Below are 20,034 nucleotides of genomic sequence, written 5' to 3' on the forward strand. Positions count from 1 at the left end.
CGAACCGCTCCACTCCGCCAGCCGCGGAGGCCCCGCGCCGCCGACCGCTCAAATGCGACCAAACGCGTTAACCGATTTTTAACCCGGCGATTGCGGCCGGCGGGCGCCTGTGAGAGCTTCATTAACGGAAGCTTAACTGCTCGGTCAGGGCCATGCGTATCGCGTTCTCCAAGCTCTGTGTCGCTCGGCCCCGGACGGCGCTCAACCTGCTCGCGGGCCTCGCCCTGACCGGCCTCTTCCTGGCCGCGCCGGCGCGCACCGAGGCGCAGACCCACGCCGCGCTTCCCGCGGCCAGCCTGTCGGCGGTCACCACCGGCCCCGCCCGGCCGATCGCCGCCTGGGCCGAGTTCTGCGAGCGCTATGCCGGCGAGTGCGCCGTCGACCGCACGGAGCCGGCCGTCATCACCCTGACGCCCGCCCTCTGGCAGACGATCAACGCCGTCAACCGCCGGATCAACCGGGCCGTCGAGGCGGTGACCGATCTCGATCACTGGCGCGCGGCCGACCGCTGGGATCTGGCCGAGGATGGCCGGGGCGATTGCGAGGACTTCCAGCTGCTCAAGCGCCGCCTGCTCGTCGATGCCGGTCTGCCGCGCCGGGCCATGCGGATGACGGTCGTCATCGACGAGAAGGGCGAGGGCCACGCCGTCCTCACCCTCATCACCAGCCGCGGCGACCTCGTGCTCGACAACAAGACCAACGCGATCCTGCCCTGGACCCAGACCGGCTACACCTTCGTCAAGCGCGAGAGCCAGGAAGCGGTGGGTTGGGTCGCGCTCGGCCGCGACGCCTCGCCGCTCACCGCGGCCAACCGCTGAGCGGACCATTTCGACTGTTCCGGATCGGGACCGAACCCGGCGCCGACGCGTTAGCAGACATTAACGGGTCGGCGACCAAGGTTGACAGGTGGTTTCCGAGAGCGGCCCGCGGCTCGGAAAACCCCGTCGTTTCCTCGGGTTCGCCGTCCCAGGGTCCGCCCCATGCGCCGCATCCTTGCCAGCCTCCTTCCGGCCTTCGTCCTCCTCGCCGCCCTCCCCGCCCGCGCGGAGAGCCCGGAGGCCGCGCGCCACACGGCCTGGCAGGCCTGCCTCGACGACGCCTTCGCGGACCACGCCCGCACCACGAGCCGCAGCTTCGCGGCGACCAAGGCGGTCTCGACCTGCCGCGACCGCGAGGAGGTCTATCTCGGCGCGCTCGCGGGCTCTCCGCTCCTCGACGGCGAGGACGTGGCACGCATCCGCCCCGCCCTGATCGCCCGCGCCCGCGATCGGCTGATGGGCAGGCAGCGCTTCAGCGCGCTCTGAACCGACCCGCCGCTCACGCCAGCATGTAGGCCAGCAGCGAGCGCAGCTGCGCCGGCTTGATCGGCTTGTGGACGAGTTCGGCCCCCGTGGCCTGGGCGCGGGCGGCGATGTCGGCGCCGTGATCGGCGGTGGTGAGGATGACCGGCGTGACCCAACCCCGGTCGCGCCGCAGGACATCGACCACATCGAGGCCGCAGGCGCCGTTGTCGAGGTGGTAGTCGATCACCATCACGTCCGGCCGCATCATCCCGGCCCCGAGCGCGGCCACGACGCCCGCCTGATCGCGAAACACCCGCACCTCGGCGTCCCAGTTGCGCAGGAGGCGCTGCAGCGCCTCCGCCGTCGAGGCGTCGTTCTCGATCACGAGCACGCGGGCGCCGGTCAGCGTCGTCGCCAGGGGCGCCAGCGGCACGGACGCACCGGGGCGCTGCGTGGCGATCGGCAGGGTGAGGCTCAGGCGCGTGCCATGGCCGGGGCGCGAATGCAAGGCGATGCCGTGGCCGAGCGTCGCGGCCGTGCGCTGGACGATCGACAGGCCGAGCCCGAGGCCGACGCCCCCGTCATCGGATTCGCGCCCGCCGCGGTAGAACTCCTCGAAGACGAGCGCCTGCTCGTGTTCGGGGATGCCGCGGCCGGTATCGATGACTTCGATCCGGCAGAGCTTGCCGTCCTTGCCGCCCCCGCGCCGCGCGGCGATCAGCACGCCGCCGCTCTCGGTGTAGCGGATCGCGTTGGAGACGAGGTTCTGCAGGATGCGCTGCAGCAGCACGCCGTCGGTCTCCACCACGAGGTCTCCGCAGCGGGTGACGAGGCGCAGCTCCTTGCGCTCGGCGAAGGGCCGGAAGCTCGCCTCGATCCCGGCCACGAGCTCGGCGAGCCGCACCGGCTTGACCACCGGGCGCACGATGCCGGCATCGAGCTTCGAGATGTCGATCAGCGTCTTGATCAGATCCTCGATCGTCTCCAGCCCCCGCTCCACCTGCCGGGCGATCCCCTTCGCCTCCGGGCTCGGAGCGAGGTCGGTCAGCGCCGAGAGGGAGAGGCGCGCCGCGTTGAGCGGCTGGAGCAGGTCGTGGCTCGCGGCGGCCAGGAAGCGGGTCTTGGAGCGGTTGGCGGTCTCGGCCTCTTCTTTGGCCGCCTGCAGCGCCTCGTTGGAGCGCTCCAGGCTGTGCATCAGGGTCGTCAGTTCCTCCGTGCGGGCGCGGACGCGGCCGTCCAGCATGATCGCGGTCTGGAACAGCGAGTAGGCGCCCCCATGCTGGTCCATGGTGCGCTCGACATGGGCCATCAGCGCCGCGTTGATGCGCTCGAGCTTGGCCACGCGCAGGTTCAGCGACTCGAGGGTCTGCGGTTCGGCGGGAGGCTCCGGCCAGAGGGTGGGGCGGTTCATCGCGTGGCCTTCGCGGCGCGGGGGCCCGGCTCCTCGGCCCGGCCGATCGCGATGCCCGTGAAGGTCTGGTTGAGGTGCATCGAGCGGTACTGCTCGCCGTAGGTCTCGAAGCCGACCACCCCGTAGCGCTTGTACAGCTCGGCGATGCGGTGGCGCACCTGCCGGCTCTCGGCGTCGAGCCGCCGGAACACGCAGTCGAAACCGATCACGAGGTCGAGCCCGCCGAGCGCCGCGTCGAGGGTTTCGAGTTCCGCGCGCGTCGCCTCGACGATGTCGCGGGGCTGGGCCAGCGTCATCACCACGCCCTCGCCGATGGCGCAGAAGAAGGTCAGCGACCCGTCCGGCTCCACCCGGCTGATCGAGCGGCAATAGTACTCGCCGCCGATCTTCACCGCGAGCGGATAGGCGGCAAAGCTCATCGGCGTGAGGTTCTCCGGATCGAGCCCGACCGCCATGGCGTATTCGCGCGCGGCCGGCTCGGCGTTCAGTTCGGTGACCCGCCGCGCCTCCTCGCGGGCGGCGGTGACCACGAACTTGCGGCTGGTCGGCTCGAAATTGTCGCTCTTGAAGATGCGGATCGGGAAATCGGTCTCGACGAGCAGGATCACCGCCGCGTCGCGCCACAGCGCGCCCTCGTGGATCAGGACGGTGCTGCGGAAGGCGAGGTCGTCGGCCGCCGAACCGCCGATCAGGGGGATGCCGTCGAGCGCCCAGGCGACCGCCGAGACCACGGTTTCCTCGGCATTGGAGAGCGCATCGATCAGGGAGAGCGCGAAGCGGTGGCCGCTGCCCGCATCCGGGCGACCCTGATCGAGCAGGCGGCGCAGGCCCCGCACGGTGGAGGCGGCCCCCTCCACGTCGAGCCGGGCGATATCGGTGAGCAGACCCGAGACGATCCGGAAGCCCTGGCGCGGGAAGGCGATGACGACGAGGCCGCGGTCGATCGAGCCCGCCGGGCTGATGCCGCCGGAGGTGGAGCAGCCGGTCAGGGCCACGCCGGGAAAGCGGGCGGAGAGCGCCGCGGCGAGGGTCTGCGCGTCGTAGGCCGGCGAGAAGAACACGATGAGGTGGCCGAGCACCGCGCGGTCGAGGATCTCCGCCACGGCCGCGACCGCGCCCTCCGCCTCGGCCGCATCGGTCCAGGCCGTCTGGATTCCGCACAGATGCCGCCGCATCTGCGTACCGTGCGCCACCGTCCCGCTCCCTCGCACGGGGCCGCCTCCGGCAGACCGGAGGCCCCTGACATATTGTGCACGACTATGTCTGCGGCGCGGGGGTGTGGCAATGGGCGGGCGGCCCACGGCTTCGAGAGCGCGCCACGTCCTCGGGATCAGGCTACAGCCGCCGGCCGCTCGCTCCGCGCCCGGTAGGACAGCGCCTCGGCCAGATGCAGCCGCCGCACCTGTGCCTCGCCGTCGAGGTCGGCCAGCGTGCGGGCGAGCCGGAGCGTGCGGTGAAAGCCCCGGGCGGAGAGCCGCATCGTCTCGGCCGCGCTGCGAACCAGCGCCGTCCCCTCGGCGTCGGGCGCCGCGACGGTCTCGATGACCGTGGCCGGGCAGGTGGCGTTGGTGGTGGCGCCCGGCAGCCCGAGCGCGGCGTAGCGCGCGCCCTGAAGCGCCCGCGCCGCGGCGACCCGCGCGGCGGCCTCCGCCGAGCCTTCCGCGGGCGGCGGCAGGATCAGGTCGGCCGCGGTCACGGCCGCGACCTCAATCCGCAGGTCGATCCGGTCGAGGAGCGGCCCGGAGATGCGCGCGCCGTACTGCGCCGCGCAGCGCTCGTTCGGGCCGCGCCGGCAGGCGTAGCCCGGCTCCAGGGCCATGCCGCAGCGGCAGGGGTTCATCGCCGCCACTAGCTGGAAGCGGGCTGGGTAGGTCACACGGTGGTTGGCCCGCGCGATCATGATCTCGCCCGTCTCCATGGGCTGGCGCAGGGAATCGAGCACCTGGGGCGTGAACTCGGGCAATTCGTCGAGGAAGAGCACGCCGCCATGGGCGAGCGAGGCCTCGCCCGGCCGCGCGGCGATGCCGCCGCCGACGAGAGCGGCCATGGAGGCGGAGTGGTGCGGCTGGCGGAACGGCCGGCGGTTCGAGAGCGCGCCGCCCTTCAGCGCGCCCGCCACCGACTGGATCATCGAGACTTCGAGGAGTTCGCGGGGGCCGAGCGGCGGCAGGATCGAGGGGAGCCGGGCGGCGAGCATCGACTTGCCGGCCCCGGGCGGGCCGTTCATCAACAGGTTGTGGCCGCCGGCCGCGGCGATCTCCAGGGCGCGCTTGGCGCTCTCCTGCCCCTTGATGTCGCGCAGATCCGGCATCGGCCCGGCCGGCGCGGCCACCGCGGGCTGCGGCCGGGCCATGACCTGGCTGCCCTTGAAGTGGTTGGCGAGCTGGATCAGCGAGCGCGGCGCCAGCACGTCCATGTCGCCGGCCGCCCAGGCCGCCTCCGGCCCCGTCGCCGCGGGGCAGATCAGCCCGAGCCCCTGGCCGTTGGCCGCCATCGCCGCCGGGAGCACCCCGGCCACCGCCGTGATCGAGCCGTCGAGCGCCAGTTCACCGAGCACGCAGTAGCCGCCCAGCGCATCGGCCGGCAGCGCGCCGATGGCGCCCATCACGGCGAGCGCGATCGGCAGGTCGTAGTGCGAACCTTCCTTGGGCAAGTCGGCGGGGGCGAGGTTGCAGGTGATGCGCTTGGCCGGCAGCGCCAGCCCGGAGGCGATCAGGGCCGAGCGCACCCGCTCGCGAGACTCGGCCACCGCCTTGTCCGGCAGGCCGACGATGGTGAAGGCGACAGCACCCGGCGCGATCTGCACCTGCACGTCGACGGCGCGCGCCTCGATCCCCTCGAAGGCGACGGTGGCGACGCGCGTGACCATTCTTCCCGTGCCAACCCCGATGCCGGAGGTTGCAGACTAGGCGGCGATACGCGCAAGAGCAATCGAAAGCTCGGCCGTTGGCGTGGCCAGGCAGGAACCACCGGCGATACAATTCGTTCGCCGGGTACCGATTTGCCGAAGGAGACTTGCATGTTTGCCCGCCCGCTCGCCGCCGCCGCGCTCGGCCTCGCCCTGCTCGCCGGCCCGGCGCTCGCCGACCAGAAGCTGCCGCCCGAGCAGCAGACCCAGGTCGAGGACATCCTGAAGAAGGAGGGCTTCACGAAGTGGAAGGAGATCGAACTCGACGACGGCATGATCGAGGTGGACGACGCCATCGACGCCAACGGCAAGCAGTTCGATCTCAAGCTCGACCCGAAGACCATGGAGATCGTGAAGCGCAAGGCGGAGTAGTCCGCGGGCCCCGGGAGGCCGTCTCCCGGGGCTACTTCACGCGGGTGAAGTAAGCCCCGCTCTGCGCGACGCCCGCGCCGTCCGGCTTGAGCCCCTGCCAGCGGGTGGTCAGCCGGGCGCCCTTCGTCAGGGTGAACAGCGGCTGGTCCGGCTTGTAGACCGCCACCCCGTACCTGTTGAGCGTCCCGCCGTCGCCGTAGCGGTGGAACGCCACGGCGAGATCCTGTCCCTCGCGGCGGGTCCGGCAGCGGATCTTTTCGTCGCTCTGGAAGCCCTTGATCGTCAGAACACAGCCGTCGCGGATGTCCGGGGGCAGCAGCACGAGGTCGTAATTCACGACGATTCCGGTGCCGCCGGCCGTGCGTCCGGCCGCGTGCGCGTAGCGGTAGCGGCCCTGCCAATCCTTGAGCGCGCCCTCCTGCGCCGGCTCCTGCGCCAGGGCCGCCCCCGACAGGCCGGCGAGCGCGGCCAGAACGCTCGAAATCCTGATCGTCCGCATGGCTCCTCCCTTCGAGAGGGTGAAGCATGGTCGCCGACGCCGGCCGAGACAACCCGGCCCGCGACCCGGCTTGCATCCGCCCGCGCCTGCCGTCATATACGGCTCGGGAGGTTGGCGAGGGACGTTTCACTCGCCAACCGGGTCAGGTCCGGAAGGAAGCAGCCCTAACGAGACCGAGCGGGTCTTTGTCCAGCCTCCCACCCTTGCCGTCGGTTCAAGCCGGACGGCCCCGGCCTCTTCCGAAAAATCCGACGGCGGCATGGACGAGACGCACGGCACGCTCACCGACGAGCCGGGCCTGCCCGGCATGCCCGCCGCTGCGCCGGCCGCGACGCCCTACCGGGTGCTGGCGCGAAAATACCGCCCCCAGACCTTCGACGACCTGATCGGCCAGGGCGCCATGGTGCGCACGCTGGCCAACGCGTTTTCCGCCAACCGCATTCCCCAGGCCTGGATGCTGACCGGGGTGCGCGGGGTCGGCAAGACGACCACCGCCCGCATCCTCGCCCGCGGCCTCAACTATCTGCGCGACGGCCAGCCCGATACCGGGCCGACGGTGGCGATGCCCGAACTCGGCCGCCACTGCCGGGCGATCATGGAATCCCGGCACATGGACGTGCTGGAGATGGACGCCGCCTCGCATACCGGCATCGACGACGTGCGCGGCATCATCGACGGCATCCGCTACGCGCCCACGGAAGCCCGCTACAAGGTCTACATCGTCGACGAGGTCCACATGCTTTCGGAGAAGGCGTTCAACGCCTTCCTGAAGACCCTGGAGGAGCCGCCGCCTCACGCCAAGTTCGTGTTCGCGACGACCGAAATCCGGAAAGTTCCGGTCACGATTCTGTCGCGCTGCCAGCGCTTCGACCTGCGCCGGGTCGAGGCCGACGTGCTCTCCGCCCATCTGAGAAAGATCTGCGGCGCGGAGGGCGTCGCGGTCGAGGACGAGGCGCTCGCCGCCCTCACCCGCGCCGCCGAGGGCTCGGTGCGCGACGCGCTCTCCCTGCTCGATCAGGCGATCGCCCACGGGGCGGGCGCGGTGACGGCAGGCGGCGTGCGCGACATGCTCGGCCTCGCCGACCGCTCGCGCATCGTCGATCTGTTCGAGGCGGTGATGCGCGGCGACGTGCCGGCCGCCTTCGCCGAGCTGCGCGCGCAGTACGATTCCGGCGCCGACCCGGCGGTGGTGCTCTCGGATCTGGCCGGCTTCACCCATCTCGTCACCCGCCTCAAGCTCGTTCCGGGGGCGGGTGCCGACCCCACCTTGAGCGAGGCGGAGCGCGTGCGCGGCGCGCACTGCGCCGAGCGCCTGCCCGTGCGGGCCTTGTCGCGAGCGTGGCAGATCCTGCTGAAGGCGCTGCCCGAGGTGCAGGCCGCGCCCCGTCCGCTCGCTGCGGCCGAGATGGCGATCGTGCGCCTCGCCTACGCCGCCGACCTGCCGACGCCCGACGAGGCCCTGCGCCGGCTCCGAAGCGAGAGCGCCGGCGCCGAGGGAGGTGCGGCGAACGCCTCCCGGCCGATCCCGGCCCGCGACGGCGGCCCGGGCGCCATGATGGCACGCGAGGCGGGCTCCGCGGCGCTGCAGATGGTGCCCTCGCCCCAGCCGCGCCCGGCCCTGGCCTCGGTCCCCGTCACCGCCGCGGCGCCCGAGGCGGCGCCCCGCCCCGCCCCGGCCGCGCCCGCCGGGCCGCGGCTCGGACGCTTCGAGGACGTGGTCGCCCAGGCCGAGGCTGCCCGCGACATCGCCTTGAAGGTCGCCCTGGAGCGCGACGTGCATCTCGTGCGCTTCGAGGAGGGGCGGATCGAGTTTCGCCTCGCGGCCGGCGGCCGGACCAGCCTCGCCAACGATCTCGCCCGGGCGCTGGACGCCTGGACCGGGCGGCGCTGGGTGGTCGTGGTCTCCAAGGAGGAGGGTGCGCCGACGCTGGAGCAGAACACCCGGCAGGCCGAGCAGACCCGGCACCAGAACGCCGCCGCCCACCCGCTGGTGCGCGAGGTGCTGACCCGGTTCCCCGGCGCGCAGATCGTCGACGTGCGCGACAAGGTGCCGGATGCGGGAGCCGATGTGGCGCCGGAGACGGCCGGGCCGGTCGAGCCGCTGCCGGACGAGACGGACGACGACGCTTAGCGCGTCGTCTCTGCCCGAAAGCCGGCCGCCTCCGTGCGGGATGATGCACGAACCGTCGCGATTGCCCTGGCAGGCCTGGGCGCGGGTGCCTAAGTGCCGAAGGCGAACCTGACCTCGACCGGAACCGGAGCGGATCCCACCATGCGCGACCTCATGGGCATCATGAAGCAGGCCCAGGCCATGCAGGAGAAGATGGCCTCGCTCCAGTCGGAACTCGACTCGGTGGAGGTGTCGGGTGCGTCCGGCGGCGGCGCCGTGAGCGTGCGCATGACGGCCAAGGGTCAGGTGCTCGGCGTCGCCATCGATCCGAGCCTGATGGTCGCCGACGAGCGCGAGATTCTGGAGGATCTGATCGTTGCCGCCTGCAACGACGCGCGCGCCAAGGCGGAGGCGACGGCGCAGGAGAAGATGGCCGAGCTGACCAAGGGCCTTCCCCTGCCTCCCGGGATGAAGCTGCCGTTCTAGCTCGGTCCCTGAGGAGTTGGCTGCGAGAGCCAGCTCCCTCGCGCCGCCACTGTCATAGGTTGTACTCCGACGTCGTTCTCCGTCGGCGGCGAGCCCATTCCTGCGTCAACCTGCCACGCCCGATCGTTGATTGCTCCTGTCCTACAGCCCCAGCGCGCGGGAATTTTTGAAAAACCTGATGAATCGCAGTGGCATAGCCACAACTTGCCGGCCTTGCATCCATAGTCGTTCCGTCCGCGGCTCAAAGATGCGCTCGAGCGGCAGACGCAACTCCAAATTATGTTAAGGCATGTAACTCGCCGATACGGTATGACGTGTTGGCCGGGCCGAACGCGGCCCCCCTTAGCGAGGCTCGGCGGTTCCGTCGGCCTTTCTCCGATCAGTGCCGGCGGAACCACCGCCGCGTTCCGGGGAGAGGCGATGACGGTCCCATCTCCCTTCACCCTGATCGCGGCGATGCTCCTCGCAACCGTCGTCGGCGCCAATCTCTGGGCGCTGCGATGCGCGGCCGCAATGACGGCTGCCGACGAGGCCGAGGGTGGAGATCGCTGACGCGATGCTGCTGCGGCCGAAGCCTCAGGCGGTGAGCCGCAGGGATGTGGCTTCCAGGCGCTCGTCGGCCTTGCGCGCGACGACGACCTGACGGACGCCCGCTTCCTTGGCCAGCCGGTAGAGCGAGACCAGCGCCGGATCGTCGGCTGCGGCATCCGAGGCGATCACGATCGAATCCATGCAGGGACCGACCGCGGTGACGAGGTCCGCCGCATCGCCGCCTGCAGCCGCGTCGAGGCGGCAGAGCACCCAGTCGTAGCTCTGCGCCAGGGCGTTGAGGCCGATGGCAAGCCCCTGCGGCTCCTCCACCAGCACGTCCAGGGATGCGAAGCCACGCTTGACCGCATGCAGCCGCGAGCCGGGCACGGCCTGGATCACGTCGGGGAACTTGGCCGCGCCGGCCACGAGGTCGGTCAGGCCGGGCTCGGCAAGGCCGGTGGCTGCACCGTTGACGTCGATCAACAGCGTCTGACCCCGCGGGCCGAGCACCCGAGCGAGGTCGGAGGCGAGGCCCGGCTCGCCCGAGCGCTGCGTCTCGACCACGAGCACGCAGCCTCCCCCGCCCTGCTCGGCAATGCCGGCGAGCCTGGCGATCAGCCCGTCGAGATCGGCCGAGGAGGCGGAGGAGCGCGTGGGAACGCTGAAGCGACCCTGGCCACCCTGAGCCGGCGCATCGACGCCCACCGGCACCGGGCTGGCGAAGACGGGGTGATGGACGGTGGCGGTGGCGCGCAGGGAATTGGCGAAGGCGAGCGCCGGCGCGAAGCGCTCGGCCGCGGAGGCCGGGTAGGTCGAGCCGTAGACGGGCTCGTGGACGGGCCGTCGGCGCGCGACGGGCTCGGGCTCGGGATAGAGATCGGGACCGGGGCGCACGGGACGGACGGAGGCCGTCTCGCCCTCGTCCTCGGTGCGGTCCTCGCCCGGTCCGGCGGGCGGCGCCACGAGGAGGTGGCGGCCGATGACGCCCGCGCTGGAGAGCAGGAAGGCCAGCAGGGTGGCAAAAGCGATGATCGGCAGCTTCTTGGGGAAGGAGGGCAGATCGGGCACCACCGCACGGGAGACGACGCGAGCATCGGCCGGGCTCGCATTCTCGGCGTCGCGCGCGGCAGCCTCGCGATAGCGGGCGAGGTAGGATTCGAGCTGCTCGCGCTGCGACTTCGCCTCGCGCTCCAGGGCGCGCAGCTGCACCTCGCTGGTGTTGCCCTTGGCCACCACGTCCTGCTGGCCGTCGACGGCCGCGCGCAGGCTCTCGACCCGCGCGCCCGCGATCTTAGCGTCGTTCTCCAGGGTGCGCACGATCCGCTCGGCCGCAGCCTTGATCTGGCTCTCCAGATCCTGAACCTGCGCGGTCAGTTCCTTGATGCGGGGATGGGCCGGCAGCAGCGTGCGCGATTCGAGCGCGAGCTGCGCGCGCATCGCCATGCGGCTCTCGACGGTGCGCCGGATCAGTTCGTTGTTGGCGACATCCGGGATTTCGAAGGCCCGGCCCTCCTTGATCATATCCTTGAGGAGCTTGGCGCGGGCGGTGAGGTCCGCCTGGATGGTGCGGGCCTGCGAGAGCTGGCTCGACAGCTCGGAGAGCTGCTGGGAGGAGAGCGGCTGGGCCGCATTGCTGCTGCCGACGCCGATCAGGCCGTTCTTGGCGCGGAAGGATTCCACCTTCGCCTCCGCCTCGGCGACGCGGGCGCGCAGAGTCTCGATGTTGTTGCCGAGCCAAGTCGAGGCGTAGCGGGCCGTATCGACGGAGGCCGCGGCCAGGGAGGCGAGGTAGAGGTCGGCGACCGTGTTGGCGCCGCGCGCCGCGAGATCGGGATCGCGCGAGCGGAACTCGAAGGAGAGGATGCGCGACTTGCCGACGGGATAGACCAGCAGGTGTTCGAGGTAGTTGTCGAGGATGCGATCCTCGGCGGCGCGCTCCATCGGGGCGGAGGCGAGGCCGAGCATCATCAGCGTGCGCCGGATGGCCGAGCTGCCCTCGGCCTGCGGATCGAATTCCGGGTTGCCGATCAGGTTCAGGCTGCGGATCGCCTGCCGGGCGAGATCGCGCGACATCGCAACCTGCACCTGACTCGCCACGGCCTGCTCGTCAATCGGCTGGGCTTGGTCCGCCCGTTCCGCCGCGGTGCGGGCGAAGGCGGGGTCGCGGCTCTCCAGGAGAACCTTGGCCTCGCCGGTGTAGCGTGGGGTCACGACCTGCACGAACACCACGGCGCCGAGCGCGGCGATGAGCGTCGGCAGCGCGATCCAGGCCCAGGAGCGGCGCAGCACGCCCGCGATCTGCGAGACGGCCAAGCCGTCGCCGGGGCCGCCGGGACCCGTTGGGCCGCCGGGCGGGATGGAGGACGGATCGGTCGACAGCCGGAGGCGAGGCATGGGCAGTCTTTACGCAAGGCAGAGCGCGGGCCTGGGCAGGCGGCCCGTCGCTGATCAGTAGAAAGCGTTAAGGTTGACTTCGCGTTAAGACGCGGGCCGCACCCCTGCTCTGCGGGCACCAAACCGGAATCAGCATCGATCCTGGCAAATGTTGCGATGCGCCTCCGCCGGCCGGCTGGATCAGCTTTCGTTAACCATGTCGCCTTAAAGCAGGAACAAGGTTTCTCACGACAGCGATGGCGATGCAGCGGCGCGCATTCCTTCTGGCCCTCCCGTCGGTCCTGACCCTCGGTGGCTGCCTGCGTCCGGACTTCCGGACCACGGATCTCGATGCCACCGGCACGGGCTCCATCGGCGCACGCTACGCCCTCGCGGCCGGCGACAAGCTGCGCGTGATCGTGTTCGGGCAGGACAACCTGTCCAACATCTACGCGGTGGATGGCGGCGGGCGGATCGCGATGCCGCTGATCGGCGTGGTTCAGGTCGGCGGTCAGACCACGGCCCAGGCCGCACGGTTGATCGAGTCGAAGCTCGCGGCCGGCTACGTGCGCGAGCCGCACGTGACCGTGGAGGTCGATGCCTACCGGCCCTTCTACATCCTCGGCGAGGTGACGACCTCCGGCCAGTATCCCTACGTCAACGGCATGACCGTGGAGACGGCGGTGGCGATCGCGGCGGGCTTCGGGCCGCGGGCGGCACGCGACTACGCCGTCCTCACCCGCGACGGACCCGGCGGCCTCATCAACGGGATCGTGCCGATGTCCTATCCCGTGCGGCCGGGCGACACGATCGTCGTCAAGGAGCGGTTCTTCTGATCCTGAAATCACGCGACCCGGCGGATCACAGCTTCCCCCGGACGGCAGCGTTCATGGACGCCTAACCGCGATCCGCGAAAACTGCGAATGCGGAGCTTACGAGCGCCGGTCGAGGCGCTTTCGAGCGGGCGGCTTAACCCTGCACTGACGGGACGGACGCCATCTTCGCGACGGATCGGGCCCCACTGTCGGGATCGCCCGCGCGGAGACCGTCGCCGTGGCCGCCCCCATCGCCGCCTCACTTGCCGCCAATCTCGCCGCGCGCCCGGCGGCGGACCTGCCCTCCCTCGGCACGGGCGGTGAGCGCCATCGCATCCTCCACGTCTTCCGGGCGCCCGTCGGCGGCCTGTTCCGCCACGTGGTCGACCTCACCCGCCTCCAGGCGGCGGCAGGGCACGCGGTCGGCCTCGTCTGCGATGCCTCGACCGGAGGCGAGCGAGCCGAACGGGCGCTGGCCGATCTGGCGCCCCATCTCGCCCTCGGCGTCGTGCGCGTCCCGATGCGCCGCAACCCCCATCCGCGCGACCTTCAGGCGATGAAGACCGTGCGCGAACGGGCTCTGGCGGTGGGGGCGAACGTCCTGCACGGACACGGTGCCAAGGGCGGTGTCTTCGCCCGCCTCTCGCCGCTCGGTGCGGCGGGACAGGGGGTGATCCGCACCTACACCCCCCATGGCGGCAGCTACAATTACCGGCCCGGCACGGCCCTGCACCGGCTCTACATGGCGGCGGAGCGCCTCATGGCGCGCTCGACCGATCTGTTCCTGTTCGAGAGCGAGTACGTCGCATCCCGCCACAACGCCTATGCCGGCGGGCCGCAGCGGCTCGCGCGGATCGTCCATAACGGCATCGCCGAGGCGGAGTTCGCCCCGGTGGGAACGGTGCCCGACCCGTTCGACCTCGTCTATGTCGGCGAGTTGCGCGAGGCGAAAGGCCTTCCGGTGCTGCTGCGGGCGCTCGCCCGACTCCACTCCGAGGGCCGCAACCTGCGGCTCCTGATGGTGGGGTCGGGGCCGGATACCGAGAGCCTCACGGCCATGGCCGGAGCCCTCGGGCTTGCCCAGGCCATCGCCTTCGAACCGCCTCAGGCCATTCGCCCGGTGCTCGGCCGCGGCCGCGTGATGGTGGTTCCCTCGCTCGCGGAGTCCCTGCCCTACGTCGTCCTCGAAGCCGCGGCCGCCGCTCAGCCGCTCGTGGCGACCAATGTCGGCGGCATCCCTGAGATTTTCGGCAGCCTCTCCCGCGACCTCGTTCCGCCGGGCGATTGCAGTGCGCTCAGTCGCGCCATCGCCCGCATCCTCGATGAACCGCCGGAGGCGCGCGAGGGCCGCGCCCGCGCCCTCAGCGCTTCGCTGCGAACCCGCTTCTCCATGGAGCGCATGGCGGCCGACGTGCTGTGCGGCTACGCGGCCGCCCTGCGGGCGCGCTCGCCACGGCCCTTCACGATCCCCGCCTCGGCCTGATCCGGCGCGACGAGCCATCTCCGTGGGGCCTGTATCCGCAGGCCTCGATCCATGGATCGAAGCGGCGTCGCATTAAGAGTTTCTTGTCGGTTCGTCGGTATTGTCGAAGCCGGAGGCTGACAGTTTTCACGTGGAACATCGCGATGAGTGCCATCGACGTCCGTGATCTGCTCAAGGCAGCCGGGCAGGCCGGCTCGGCAACGCCGGTCCCCGCACCGCTGGGGCTCGGCGAGGCGAATGCCTCCGGGGTCATCCAGAACGCGTCCTCGCCTCGCCCCACGAGTCCGTGGCTCTCGCCGGTCGTGCTGACGGGCTGCGTGCGCCTGTTCGAATTCTGCGGGCTGATGCTGCTCGGCTTTGCCCTGCATCAGATCCTGCTGCGCGGGATCGTGCCCCTGGCGCCGCGCTATCCCGCGGCCATCCTCGCCGTCACCCTCGCGGGGCTCGGCCTGTTCCAGGCTTCCGGCAGCTACCGGATCGGTGCCCTGCGGGATTTCTCCAAGACGGCGGCGAAGCTCGCCACCGGCTGGTCGATCGCCTTCCTGATGGTGGCCGCAGCCATGGTGCTCGGCAAGATCGCCGACCATTACTCGCGGATCTGGCTGCTCGGCTACTACGCGGCCGGACTCGCCTTCCTGTTCGCGAGCCGGACGGCGGTCTCCCTTTTCGTGCGGCAGCAGATGGCGAAGGGCCGCTTCGATCGCCGCACCGCCATCGTCGGCGGCGGCCCGGCCGCCGAGGAGATGATCCGGGCGTTGGAGGCCGGCGGCGACCACGGCATCCGCATCGTCGGCATCTTCGACGACCGGGGCGACGACCGCGCCGGCACCATGGTGGCGGGCTATCCGAAGCTCGGCAACGTCAGCGACCTCGTCGCCTATGCCCGCATCAACACCGTCGACCTCGTGGTGTTCACCCTTCCGATCTCGGCCGAGGCGCGCATCCTGCAGATGCTCGCCAAGCTCTCGGTGCTGCCGGTGGACATCCGCCTCTCGGCGCATGCGGCCAAGCTACGGCTGCGCCCGCGGGCCTATTCCTATCTCGGCGGCGTGCCGCTACTCGACCTGTTCGACAAGCCGCTCGCCGACTGGGACGTGATCCTCAAGGGCTTGTTCGACCGTCTCGTCGGCCTCGCCCTGCTGCTGATGCTGTCGCCGGCCATGCTCGCGGTGGCCGTGGCCGTGAAGCTGACTTCGCCCGGTCCGGTGCTGTTCCGGCAGAAGCGCTACGGCTTCAACAACGAGCTGATCGAGGTGTTCAAGTTCCGCTCGATGTATGTCGATCAGTGCGATGCGGGTGCCGCGCAGCTCGTGAGCAAGTCCGATTCCCGCGTCACGCCGGTCGGCCGCTTCATCCGCAAGACCTCGCTGGACGAGTTGCCCCAACTCTTCAACGTGATCCGCGGCGACCTCTCCCTCGTTGGTCCGCGCCCGCACGCCCTTCAGGCGAAGGCCGCCAACACCCTCTACGATCAGGTCGTGGACGGCTACTTCGCCCGCCACAAGGTCAAGCCCGGCATCACCGGCTGGGCTCAGGTCAACGGCTGGCGCGGCGAGACCGACACCAGCGAGAAGATCCAGCGCCGGGTCGAGCACGACCTGCACTACATCGAGAATTGGTCGATCCTGTTCGACCTCAAGATCCTGCTCACCACGCCGCTCGCGCTCTTCAAGACCGACAACGCGTACTGAGGATCTTTGAGACTTCGAACGGGAGAGAGCCCGGGATGCGCCGTCGCGCCATCCCGGGCTCTCGTCATTCAGGGCGTGTCACCTGCCTACGCCGTGCGTTCCGACCCTAGGGCAGCGCGCCGGCCTTCTCCTTCACCTGGGTCATCGTATCCTGGCAGGCGGCCTCCTGGCCGGCCTTGTCCTGCTCCTTGGCCTTGGCGAGCAGCTTGCGTGCCTCTTCCACGCCGGCCTTGGTCGGCTTAGTCGAGGGGTCGGAGGGGGCGCCGGCCGGCGGCTTGTCCAGGGCCTTGGACGAGCCCGACGAGGTCGGACCGCCCGGAGGCTCCTTGCCCGTTACCTGCTCAGCGCCGGCGCTGTTGAGGCGCCGCTCCACCGCGGCGATGTCGTCCTTGCAGGTGATCGCCAGGGCGGGTCCCGCCGCGACCATCAGGCCGAGGGCGACGGGCAGGCTGAGGGCTCTGTGCATGGGCTTGTATCCTCCGATCGATCCGGGCGGGTCGGCCGTGACGCCGCCTGCTTCGGCCGGAGAAAGCTGGTGGGACCCACCCGAGGTTCCGCCTCTGCGACGCTTCGCCCGGGCGCTTCCGACATGAGAAAGGGTGCGGATCTCGCGATCCGCACCCTTCTTTCGTCCCGATGTTTTCGGGAATTCAGCGCATCAGCTGGACGAGCGCCTGGCCGGCCGGACCCGTCAGCTCCCGGGCGTCGATCGTGCCGTCGTTGTCCGGATCGGCGGCCTTGAAGTACATCTCGACGGCGGCGAGATATTCCTTCTTGTCGAGCGTGCCGTCGTTGTCCGGGTCGAGCTTCTTGAGGTCGGCCTCGGTGAGGCGGCCCTGCAGCTCCTTGGCATCGAGGGTGCCGTCCTTATCCGGATCGAGCTTGTCGAAGGCGGCGGACGCAGCTGTCTGGGCCTCCTTGAGATCGATCGTGCCGTCCTTGTCCGGATCGAAGGCAGCGATGTCGACCTTGGTCGTGGTCGGGGCGGCATAGGCCGGAACCGCGACGAGCGCGGCGAGAAGAACGGCGGAGGAAAGACGGAACGCCATCGGCGCAAACTCCTGGTCGAAGGGCCCGGTCGGACCGGGCGGGCGGCAAAGTCGCAGGGCGGCGGGCAGGACGAGGTGCATCGGGCGCCCCGGCCATCCGGCCTCGCTTCAACTTGCGTAACTTGCCCGGGAAAGTTTGGCAATAGGAGGGGGCGTCTTTCACGACCCTTTTGCCCGACCTGCCCTGCGTCGCATCCCAGACATGTGAAGACGGCGCGGCTCAATCAAGAACCGCGCCGTCTTTTGGGGCTGGGGTGCCCCGGGCCTTGCGGGCCCAGGAGCGTGTCGTGCGATTGCGCGGGGCCTTAGCCCTTGCGCACCAGCGGCTCGACGATCGGAGCCGGCGGCGGGGGCTCGAACAGGATGCGCAGGCCGCCGAAGGCCGCCACCGGCGCGCCGGGCGCGAGGCTGCGGTTCGAGGTGGCGTTGGGCACCGAGATGATCGGGACCTCGTTCACCGGCGAGAAGGTGCCGAAGGTGGCGTACTTGGTGTTGAAGGCGTTCTCGACGTATCCGTAGAGCTCGATGTTCGGAGCGATACGGTAGCTGGTGTTGAAGCCGAACACCGCGAAGTCGCCGGTGGTCTTGTTCTGGTTGGTCGGGTCGCCGACGAGGAACTTGCCCGTGGCGAAGCGGGCGAGCGCGCCGACGCGCCATTCCGGCGTGACCTGGTATTGCAGGCCGACCTTGAGCTGATGCGGCGCGACGCCGGGCAGGCGGTTGCCGGGCCGCACGAGCACGACGCCGCTCTCGTCGCCGCCGGCGCTGTTGAACGGGTTGCCGGGTGCCGCGAGTTCGACCGGCGACTCGAAGGTGGCGTTGACGAGGGCGTAATCGACGAAGGCGCTCCAGGTCGGCGTGTTGTAGAACAGGCTCACCTCGGCGCCCTGCCGCTTGGTCGAGCCGACGTTGCGGAAAAAGGCGCGGCCGATCGTGTCGGGAGCCGGCACGAACAGGATGTCGTCGTCGTTGCGGGTCGTGAAGAAGCCCGCCTTCCACGAGAAGATGCCGCCGAAGACGTCGTCGGGCTGCGGGATGCGGCCGCGCAGGCCGGCCTCGACGGTGCGCGCCACCACCTGCTTCAGCGGCGGATCGCCGACGAAGAAGTTGGTGAGCGAGCAGGGCGCCTGCGGGTCGGCGCAGGACAGCTCGGCCGGGGTCGGCGCGCGGTTGGCTTCCGTGTAGCCGCCGTAGGCGACGAGGTAGTCCGGGACGATCTTGTAGGTGGCGCCGATGCCGGGGTTGAAGCGCTGGTAGTAGTGGTCGCCGTTGAGCGCCGTGCCGATCTGGTCGCGCAGGATGATCTTGGCCATGTTGAACCGGCCCTGCAGCGTCAGGGTCAGCCGGTCGGTCAGGTCGGTGTTGTTCGAGAAGTAGATGCCGCCGTAATCGTTCGAGGTGCGCACCGAGACGGGTGTGATGATGCCGTCATCGCTGGAGACGACCACGCCGGGGGGCGAGAAGCCGCGATCGAAGGTGAGGCCGCCGATGGAATTGTCCGCGGTGAAGCGGGTGCGACCGCCGTCGTAGGAGCCGCCGAGCACGAAGCGGTTCGGCAGGCCGAACAGCGTCTCGCGCACCACCGTCTGGACCGTGGCGCCGAAATTGTCGGTGTCGGTGCGGGTCTGGTTCAGGAAGGCGTAGGGGCCGCCCTCGTCGAAGCGGTCGGCGAAGACCGGGTTGACCGCGCCGAAGTTGAAGGTGCGCAGGCGGTCGACCCGGACCGGGTTGCCGGTGCGGTCACGCAGGAAGAACTGGTTGTCGTCCGCGCCCTCGGAGCAGACGAAGCGCTCGTCGACCTCGCAGTTCTCCACGTCGGCGGCGTCACCGTTGGCGGTGCGCTGGCGGAACAGGCCGTAATAGGCGTTGCCCTGCACGCTGATGGTGGGCGTGACGTCGTAGGTGCCCGAGAGCTGGAAGCGCAGGAAGTCGTTCTTGGTCTGGTCGGGATAGGTGAACACGTCGGCGCGGTTGGCCTTGAGCAGTTCCACCGGGGCGGTGCCGTTGCCGGTGAGGCTGTTGCTGGCGCCGATCACGTTGAAGTGGAACTCGCCCCGCTCCGCCTGAACGCCGAGGTCGGCGTAGATCTGGTTGAGGCGCGAGGGCGAGTGCTTGCGCCAGCCGTCCTCGCCGAGCTTGGTGCCGGCGACGTAGAGGCCGATATTGTCGATGCGCTGGCCGTGCTGGAACGCCACCGCGCCGCGGCCGAACGAGCCGCCGAGCAGGTTCAGTTCGGTGCCCTGGTAGGTGAAGCCGTTCTTGAGCGTCACCGCCAGCGAGCCGCCGAGCGCGTTGAGGCCGAAGGCCGGGTTCGAGCCCTCCAGCTCGATCCGGTCGACCGCGATGTCGGGAATGAGATCCCACTGCACGGTGTCGCCGAAGGAGGTGTTGAAGCGGGCGCCGTTGAGGTAGACCGCCACGCCCTGCGGCGAGCCGCCGAGCGGCGAGGCCTCGAAGCCGCGATAGGTGATCGTCGGCTGGAAGGGGTTGCCCTGCGCGTTGTTGATGCTGATCGAGCCGACGCGCTCGTCGAGCGCGCGCACGGTGCTCGGGAAGCCGACCCGCGAGACGTCGCCGGCGGTCAGAACGCTCGTGTTCTGCGGCAGCTTGTTGCGGTCGATGCCGTCGAGCACCGTCACCTCGCGCAGACCCGAGGGGGTCGGGGTCGTGACCACCCGGCGCGAGGCCGCAACCGGCGTATTCGAAACGACGCTGATCTCTTCCAGCGTCACGGCCTGTTGGCCGCCCGCGCCCTGCGCCATCACCTGTCCCGGAAGCAGCGCAACCGATGCGATGAGGCTGCCTCGCAGCACCCGCATAGTCATTCCCCAGCCCTTGTCATTCGTGCTTGCCGCCCCTTGGATGGGACGGTTGCCGGATGTTGCTGGAGGCCGGAGGCCGCGACAATCGCCGCAGCGCCTCTGGGGGATTATTTATGATGAAACGCTCAAGCTTACCGAAGCCGCGTGCTGTTACGGCAACATATTTCTCGCTGTTCTTCAATCACTTACGGACAAAAAGGC

The 20,034-nt window shown here is 70.2% G+C and carries 17 protein-coding genes and 1 other RNA gene; 10 read left to right on the forward strand and 8 right to left on the reverse strand.

Annotation, left to right across the window (positions count from 1 at the left end):
• Positions 1–152 precede the first annotated feature (152 nt).
• Complete coding sequence (locus tag ACPCJR_RS10705; RefSeq protein ID WP_391512316.1) at positions 153–818, forward strand: transglutaminase-like cysteine peptidase; 666 nt, start codon at positions 153–155, stop codon at positions 816–818.
• Between the two features lie 162 nt (positions 819–980).
• Positions 981–1,304: a hypothetical protein gene (locus ACPCJR_RS10710; protein ID WP_391512315.1), complete on the forward strand. Its 324-nt coding sequence runs from the start codon at positions 981–983 to the stop codon at positions 1,302–1,304.
• A gap of 13 nt (positions 1,305–1,317) precedes the next feature.
• Here ACPCJR_RS10710 and ACPCJR_RS10715 read toward each other — a convergent pair whose 3' ends face one another.
• The 3 genes from ACPCJR_RS10715 to ACPCJR_RS10725 all read right to left on the reverse strand — a co-directional run bounded on the left by ACPCJR_RS10715 (position 1,318) and on the right by ACPCJR_RS10725 (position 5,563).
• Positions 1,318–2,694, reverse strand: a complete 1,377-nt coding sequence (locus tag ACPCJR_RS10715; protein ID WP_391512314.1) for a hybrid sensor histidine kinase/response regulator — start codon at positions 2,692–2,694, stop codon at positions 1,318–1,320.
• Complete coding sequence (locus tag ACPCJR_RS10720; protein WP_391512313.1) at positions 2,691–3,887, reverse strand: FIST N-terminal domain-containing protein; 1,197 nt, start codon at positions 3,885–3,887, stop codon at positions 2,691–2,693. The genes ACPCJR_RS10715 and ACPCJR_RS10720 overlap by 4 nt, the downstream gene beginning before the upstream one ends.
• Positions 3,888–4,024: 137 nt before the next feature.
• Positions 4,025–5,563, reverse strand: a complete 1,539-nt coding sequence (locus ACPCJR_RS10725; RefSeq protein WP_391512312.1) for a YifB family Mg chelatase-like AAA ATPase — start codon at positions 5,561–5,563, stop codon at positions 4,025–4,027.
• Between the two features lie 150 nt (positions 5,564–5,713).
• Between ACPCJR_RS10725 and ACPCJR_RS10730 the strand changes: the two genes are divergently transcribed.
• On the forward strand, positions 5,714–5,974 hold the full coding sequence (locus ACPCJR_RS10730) for a PepSY domain-containing protein (RefSeq protein WP_391512311.1): 261 nt from the start codon (positions 5,714–5,716) through the stop codon (positions 5,972–5,974).
• Between the two features lie 31 nt (positions 5,975–6,005).
• Here ACPCJR_RS10730 and ACPCJR_RS10735 read toward each other — a convergent pair whose 3' ends face one another.
• Positions 6,006–6,473, reverse strand: coding sequence for a DUF5991 domain-containing protein (locus ACPCJR_RS10735; protein ID WP_391512310.1), 468 nt, complete (start codon positions 6,471–6,473; stop codon positions 6,006–6,008).
• Positions 6,474–6,578: 105 nt separating this feature from the next.
• Between ACPCJR_RS10735 and ffs the strand changes: the two genes are divergently transcribed.
• The 4 genes from ffs to ACPCJR_RS10755 all read left to right on the forward strand — a co-directional run bounded on the left by ffs (position 6,579) and on the right by ACPCJR_RS10755 (position 9,621).
• Positions 6,579–6,675, forward strand: an RNA gene (ffs, locus tag ACPCJR_RS10740) — signal recognition particle sRNA small type.
• A 57-nt stretch (positions 6,676–6,732) separates the two neighbouring features.
• Complete coding sequence (locus tag ACPCJR_RS10745) at positions 6,733–8,604, forward strand: DNA polymerase III subunit gamma/tau (protein ID WP_391512309.1); 1,872 nt, start codon at positions 6,733–6,735, stop codon at positions 8,602–8,604.
• Between the two features lie 141 nt (positions 8,605–8,745).
• Positions 8,746–9,069 carry a YbaB/EbfC family nucleoid-associated protein gene (locus ACPCJR_RS10750; protein ID WP_391512308.1) on the forward strand — a complete coding sequence of 108 codons (324 nt, stop codon included), beginning with the start codon at positions 8,746–8,748 and terminating at the stop codon, positions 9,067–9,069.
• Between the two features lie 420 nt (positions 9,070–9,489).
• Positions 9,490–9,621, forward strand: a complete 132-nt coding sequence (locus ACPCJR_RS10755; RefSeq protein WP_391512307.1) for a hypothetical protein — start codon at positions 9,490–9,492, stop codon at positions 9,619–9,621.
• 24 nt (positions 9,622–9,645) lie between these two features.
• Here the strand turns inward: ACPCJR_RS10755 and ACPCJR_RS10760 are convergent, their stop codons facing one another.
• Positions 9,646–11,994 carry a GumC family protein gene (locus ACPCJR_RS10760; protein ID WP_391512306.1) on the reverse strand — a complete coding sequence of 783 codons (2,349 nt, stop codon included), beginning with the start codon at positions 11,992–11,994 and terminating at the stop codon, positions 9,646–9,648.
• A 236-nt stretch (positions 11,995–12,230) separates the two neighbouring features.
• Here ACPCJR_RS10760 and ACPCJR_RS10765 point away from each other — a divergent pair, with 236 nt between their 5' ends.
• The 3 genes from ACPCJR_RS10765 to ACPCJR_RS10775 all read left to right on the forward strand — a co-directional run bounded on the left by ACPCJR_RS10765 (position 12,231) and on the right by ACPCJR_RS10775 (position 15,962).
• Positions 12,231–12,809: a polysaccharide biosynthesis/export family protein gene (locus ACPCJR_RS10765; protein ID WP_110353705.1), complete on the forward strand. Its 579-nt coding sequence runs from the start codon at positions 12,231–12,233 to the stop codon at positions 12,807–12,809.
• Between the two features lie 217 nt (positions 12,810–13,026).
• A complete protein-coding gene (locus tag ACPCJR_RS10770; protein WP_391512305.1) occupies positions 13,027–14,271 on the forward strand; it encodes a glycosyltransferase family 4 protein in 1,245 nt (414 codons plus the stop codon).
• Positions 14,272–14,414: 143 nt separating this feature from the next.
• Entirely contained in the window at positions 14,415–15,962 is a 1,548-nt protein-coding gene (locus ACPCJR_RS10775; RefSeq protein WP_391512304.1) for an undecaprenyl-phosphate glucose phosphotransferase, read from the forward strand.
• 106 nt (positions 15,963–16,068) lie between these two features.
• Here ACPCJR_RS10775 and ACPCJR_RS10780 read toward each other — a convergent pair whose 3' ends face one another.
• The 3 genes from ACPCJR_RS10780 to ACPCJR_RS10790 all read right to left on the reverse strand — a co-directional run bounded on the left by ACPCJR_RS10780 (position 16,069) and on the right by ACPCJR_RS10790 (position 19,830).
• Complete coding sequence (locus ACPCJR_RS10780) at positions 16,069–16,428, reverse strand: hypothetical protein (protein ID WP_391512303.1); 360 nt, start codon at positions 16,426–16,428, stop codon at positions 16,069–16,071.
• Positions 16,429–16,612: 184 nt separating this feature from the next.
• The gene (locus tag ACPCJR_RS10785) at positions 16,613–17,011 is read right to left on the reverse strand and encodes an EF-hand domain-containing protein (protein WP_110353709.1); all 399 of its coding nucleotides are present in this window, start codon (positions 17,009–17,011) and stop codon (positions 16,613–16,615) included.
• Between the two features lie 305 nt (positions 17,012–17,316).
• Positions 17,317–19,830: a TonB-dependent receptor gene (locus ACPCJR_RS10790; protein WP_391512302.1), complete on the reverse strand. Its 2,514-nt coding sequence runs from the start codon at positions 19,828–19,830 to the stop codon at positions 17,317–17,319.
• Positions 19,831–20,034: the final 204 nt, after the last annotated feature.

Source organism: Methylobacterium sp. NPDC097929 (assembly GCF_049543375.1).
GTDB lineage: Bacteria > Pseudomonadota > Alphaproteobacteria > Rhizobiales > Beijerinckiaceae > Methylobacterium.

Bases quoted from the DNA above. Each gene is read 5' to 3' on its own strand.
- ACPCJR_RS10730 (WP_391512311.1), top strand. From the start codon at position 5,714: ATGTTTGCCCGCCCGCTCGCCGCCGCCGCGCTCGGCCTCGCCCTGCTC.
- ACPCJR_RS10725 (WP_391512312.1), bottom strand. From the start codon at position 5,563: ATGGTCACGCGCGTCGCCACCGTCGCCTTCGAGGGGATCGAGGCGCGC.
- ACPCJR_RS10705 (WP_391512316.1), top strand. From the start codon at position 153: ATGCGTATCGCGTTCTCCAAGCTCTGTGTCGCTCGGCCCCGGACGGCG.
- ACPCJR_RS10710 (WP_391512315.1), top strand. From the start codon at position 981: ATGCGCCGCATCCTTGCCAGCCTCCTTCCGGCCTTCGTCCTCCTCGCC.
- ACPCJR_RS10765 (WP_110353705.1), top strand. From the start codon at position 12,231: ATGGCGATGCAGCGGCGCGCATTCCTTCTGGCCCTCCCGTCGGTCCTG.
- ACPCJR_RS10790 (WP_391512302.1), bottom strand. From the start codon at position 19,830: ATGCGGGTGCTGCGAGGCAGCCTCATCGCATCGGTTGCGCTGCTTCCG.
- ACPCJR_RS10745 (WP_391512309.1), top strand. From the start codon at position 6,733: ATGGACGAGACGCACGGCACGCTCACCGACGAGCCGGGCCTGCCCGGC.
- ACPCJR_RS10715 (WP_391512314.1), bottom strand. From the start codon at position 2,694: ATGAACCGCCCCACCCTCTGGCCGGAGCCTCCCGCCGAACCGCAGACC.
- ACPCJR_RS10775 (WP_391512304.1), top strand. From the start codon at position 14,415: ATGAGTGCCATCGACGTCCGTGATCTGCTCAAGGCAGCCGGGCAGGCC.
- ACPCJR_RS10750 (WP_391512308.1), top strand. From the start codon at position 8,746: ATGCGCGACCTCATGGGCATCATGAAGCAGGCCCAGGCCATGCAGGAG.
- ACPCJR_RS10780 (WP_391512303.1), bottom strand. From the start codon at position 16,428: ATGCACAGAGCCCTCAGCCTGCCCGTCGCCCTCGGCCTGATGGTCGCG.
- ACPCJR_RS10785 (WP_110353709.1), bottom strand. From the start codon at position 17,011: ATGGCGTTCCGTCTTTCCTCCGCCGTTCTTCTCGCCGCGCTCGTCGCG.
- ACPCJR_RS10755 (WP_391512307.1), top strand. From the start codon at position 9,490: ATGACGGTCCCATCTCCCTTCACCCTGATCGCGGCGATGCTCCTCGCA.
- ACPCJR_RS10735 (WP_391512310.1), bottom strand. From the start codon at position 6,473: ATGCGGACGATCAGGATTTCGAGCGTTCTGGCCGCGCTCGCCGGCCTG.
- ACPCJR_RS10760 (WP_391512306.1), bottom strand. From the start codon at position 11,994: ATGCCTCGCCTCCGGCTGTCGACCGATCCGTCCTCCATCCCGCCCGGC.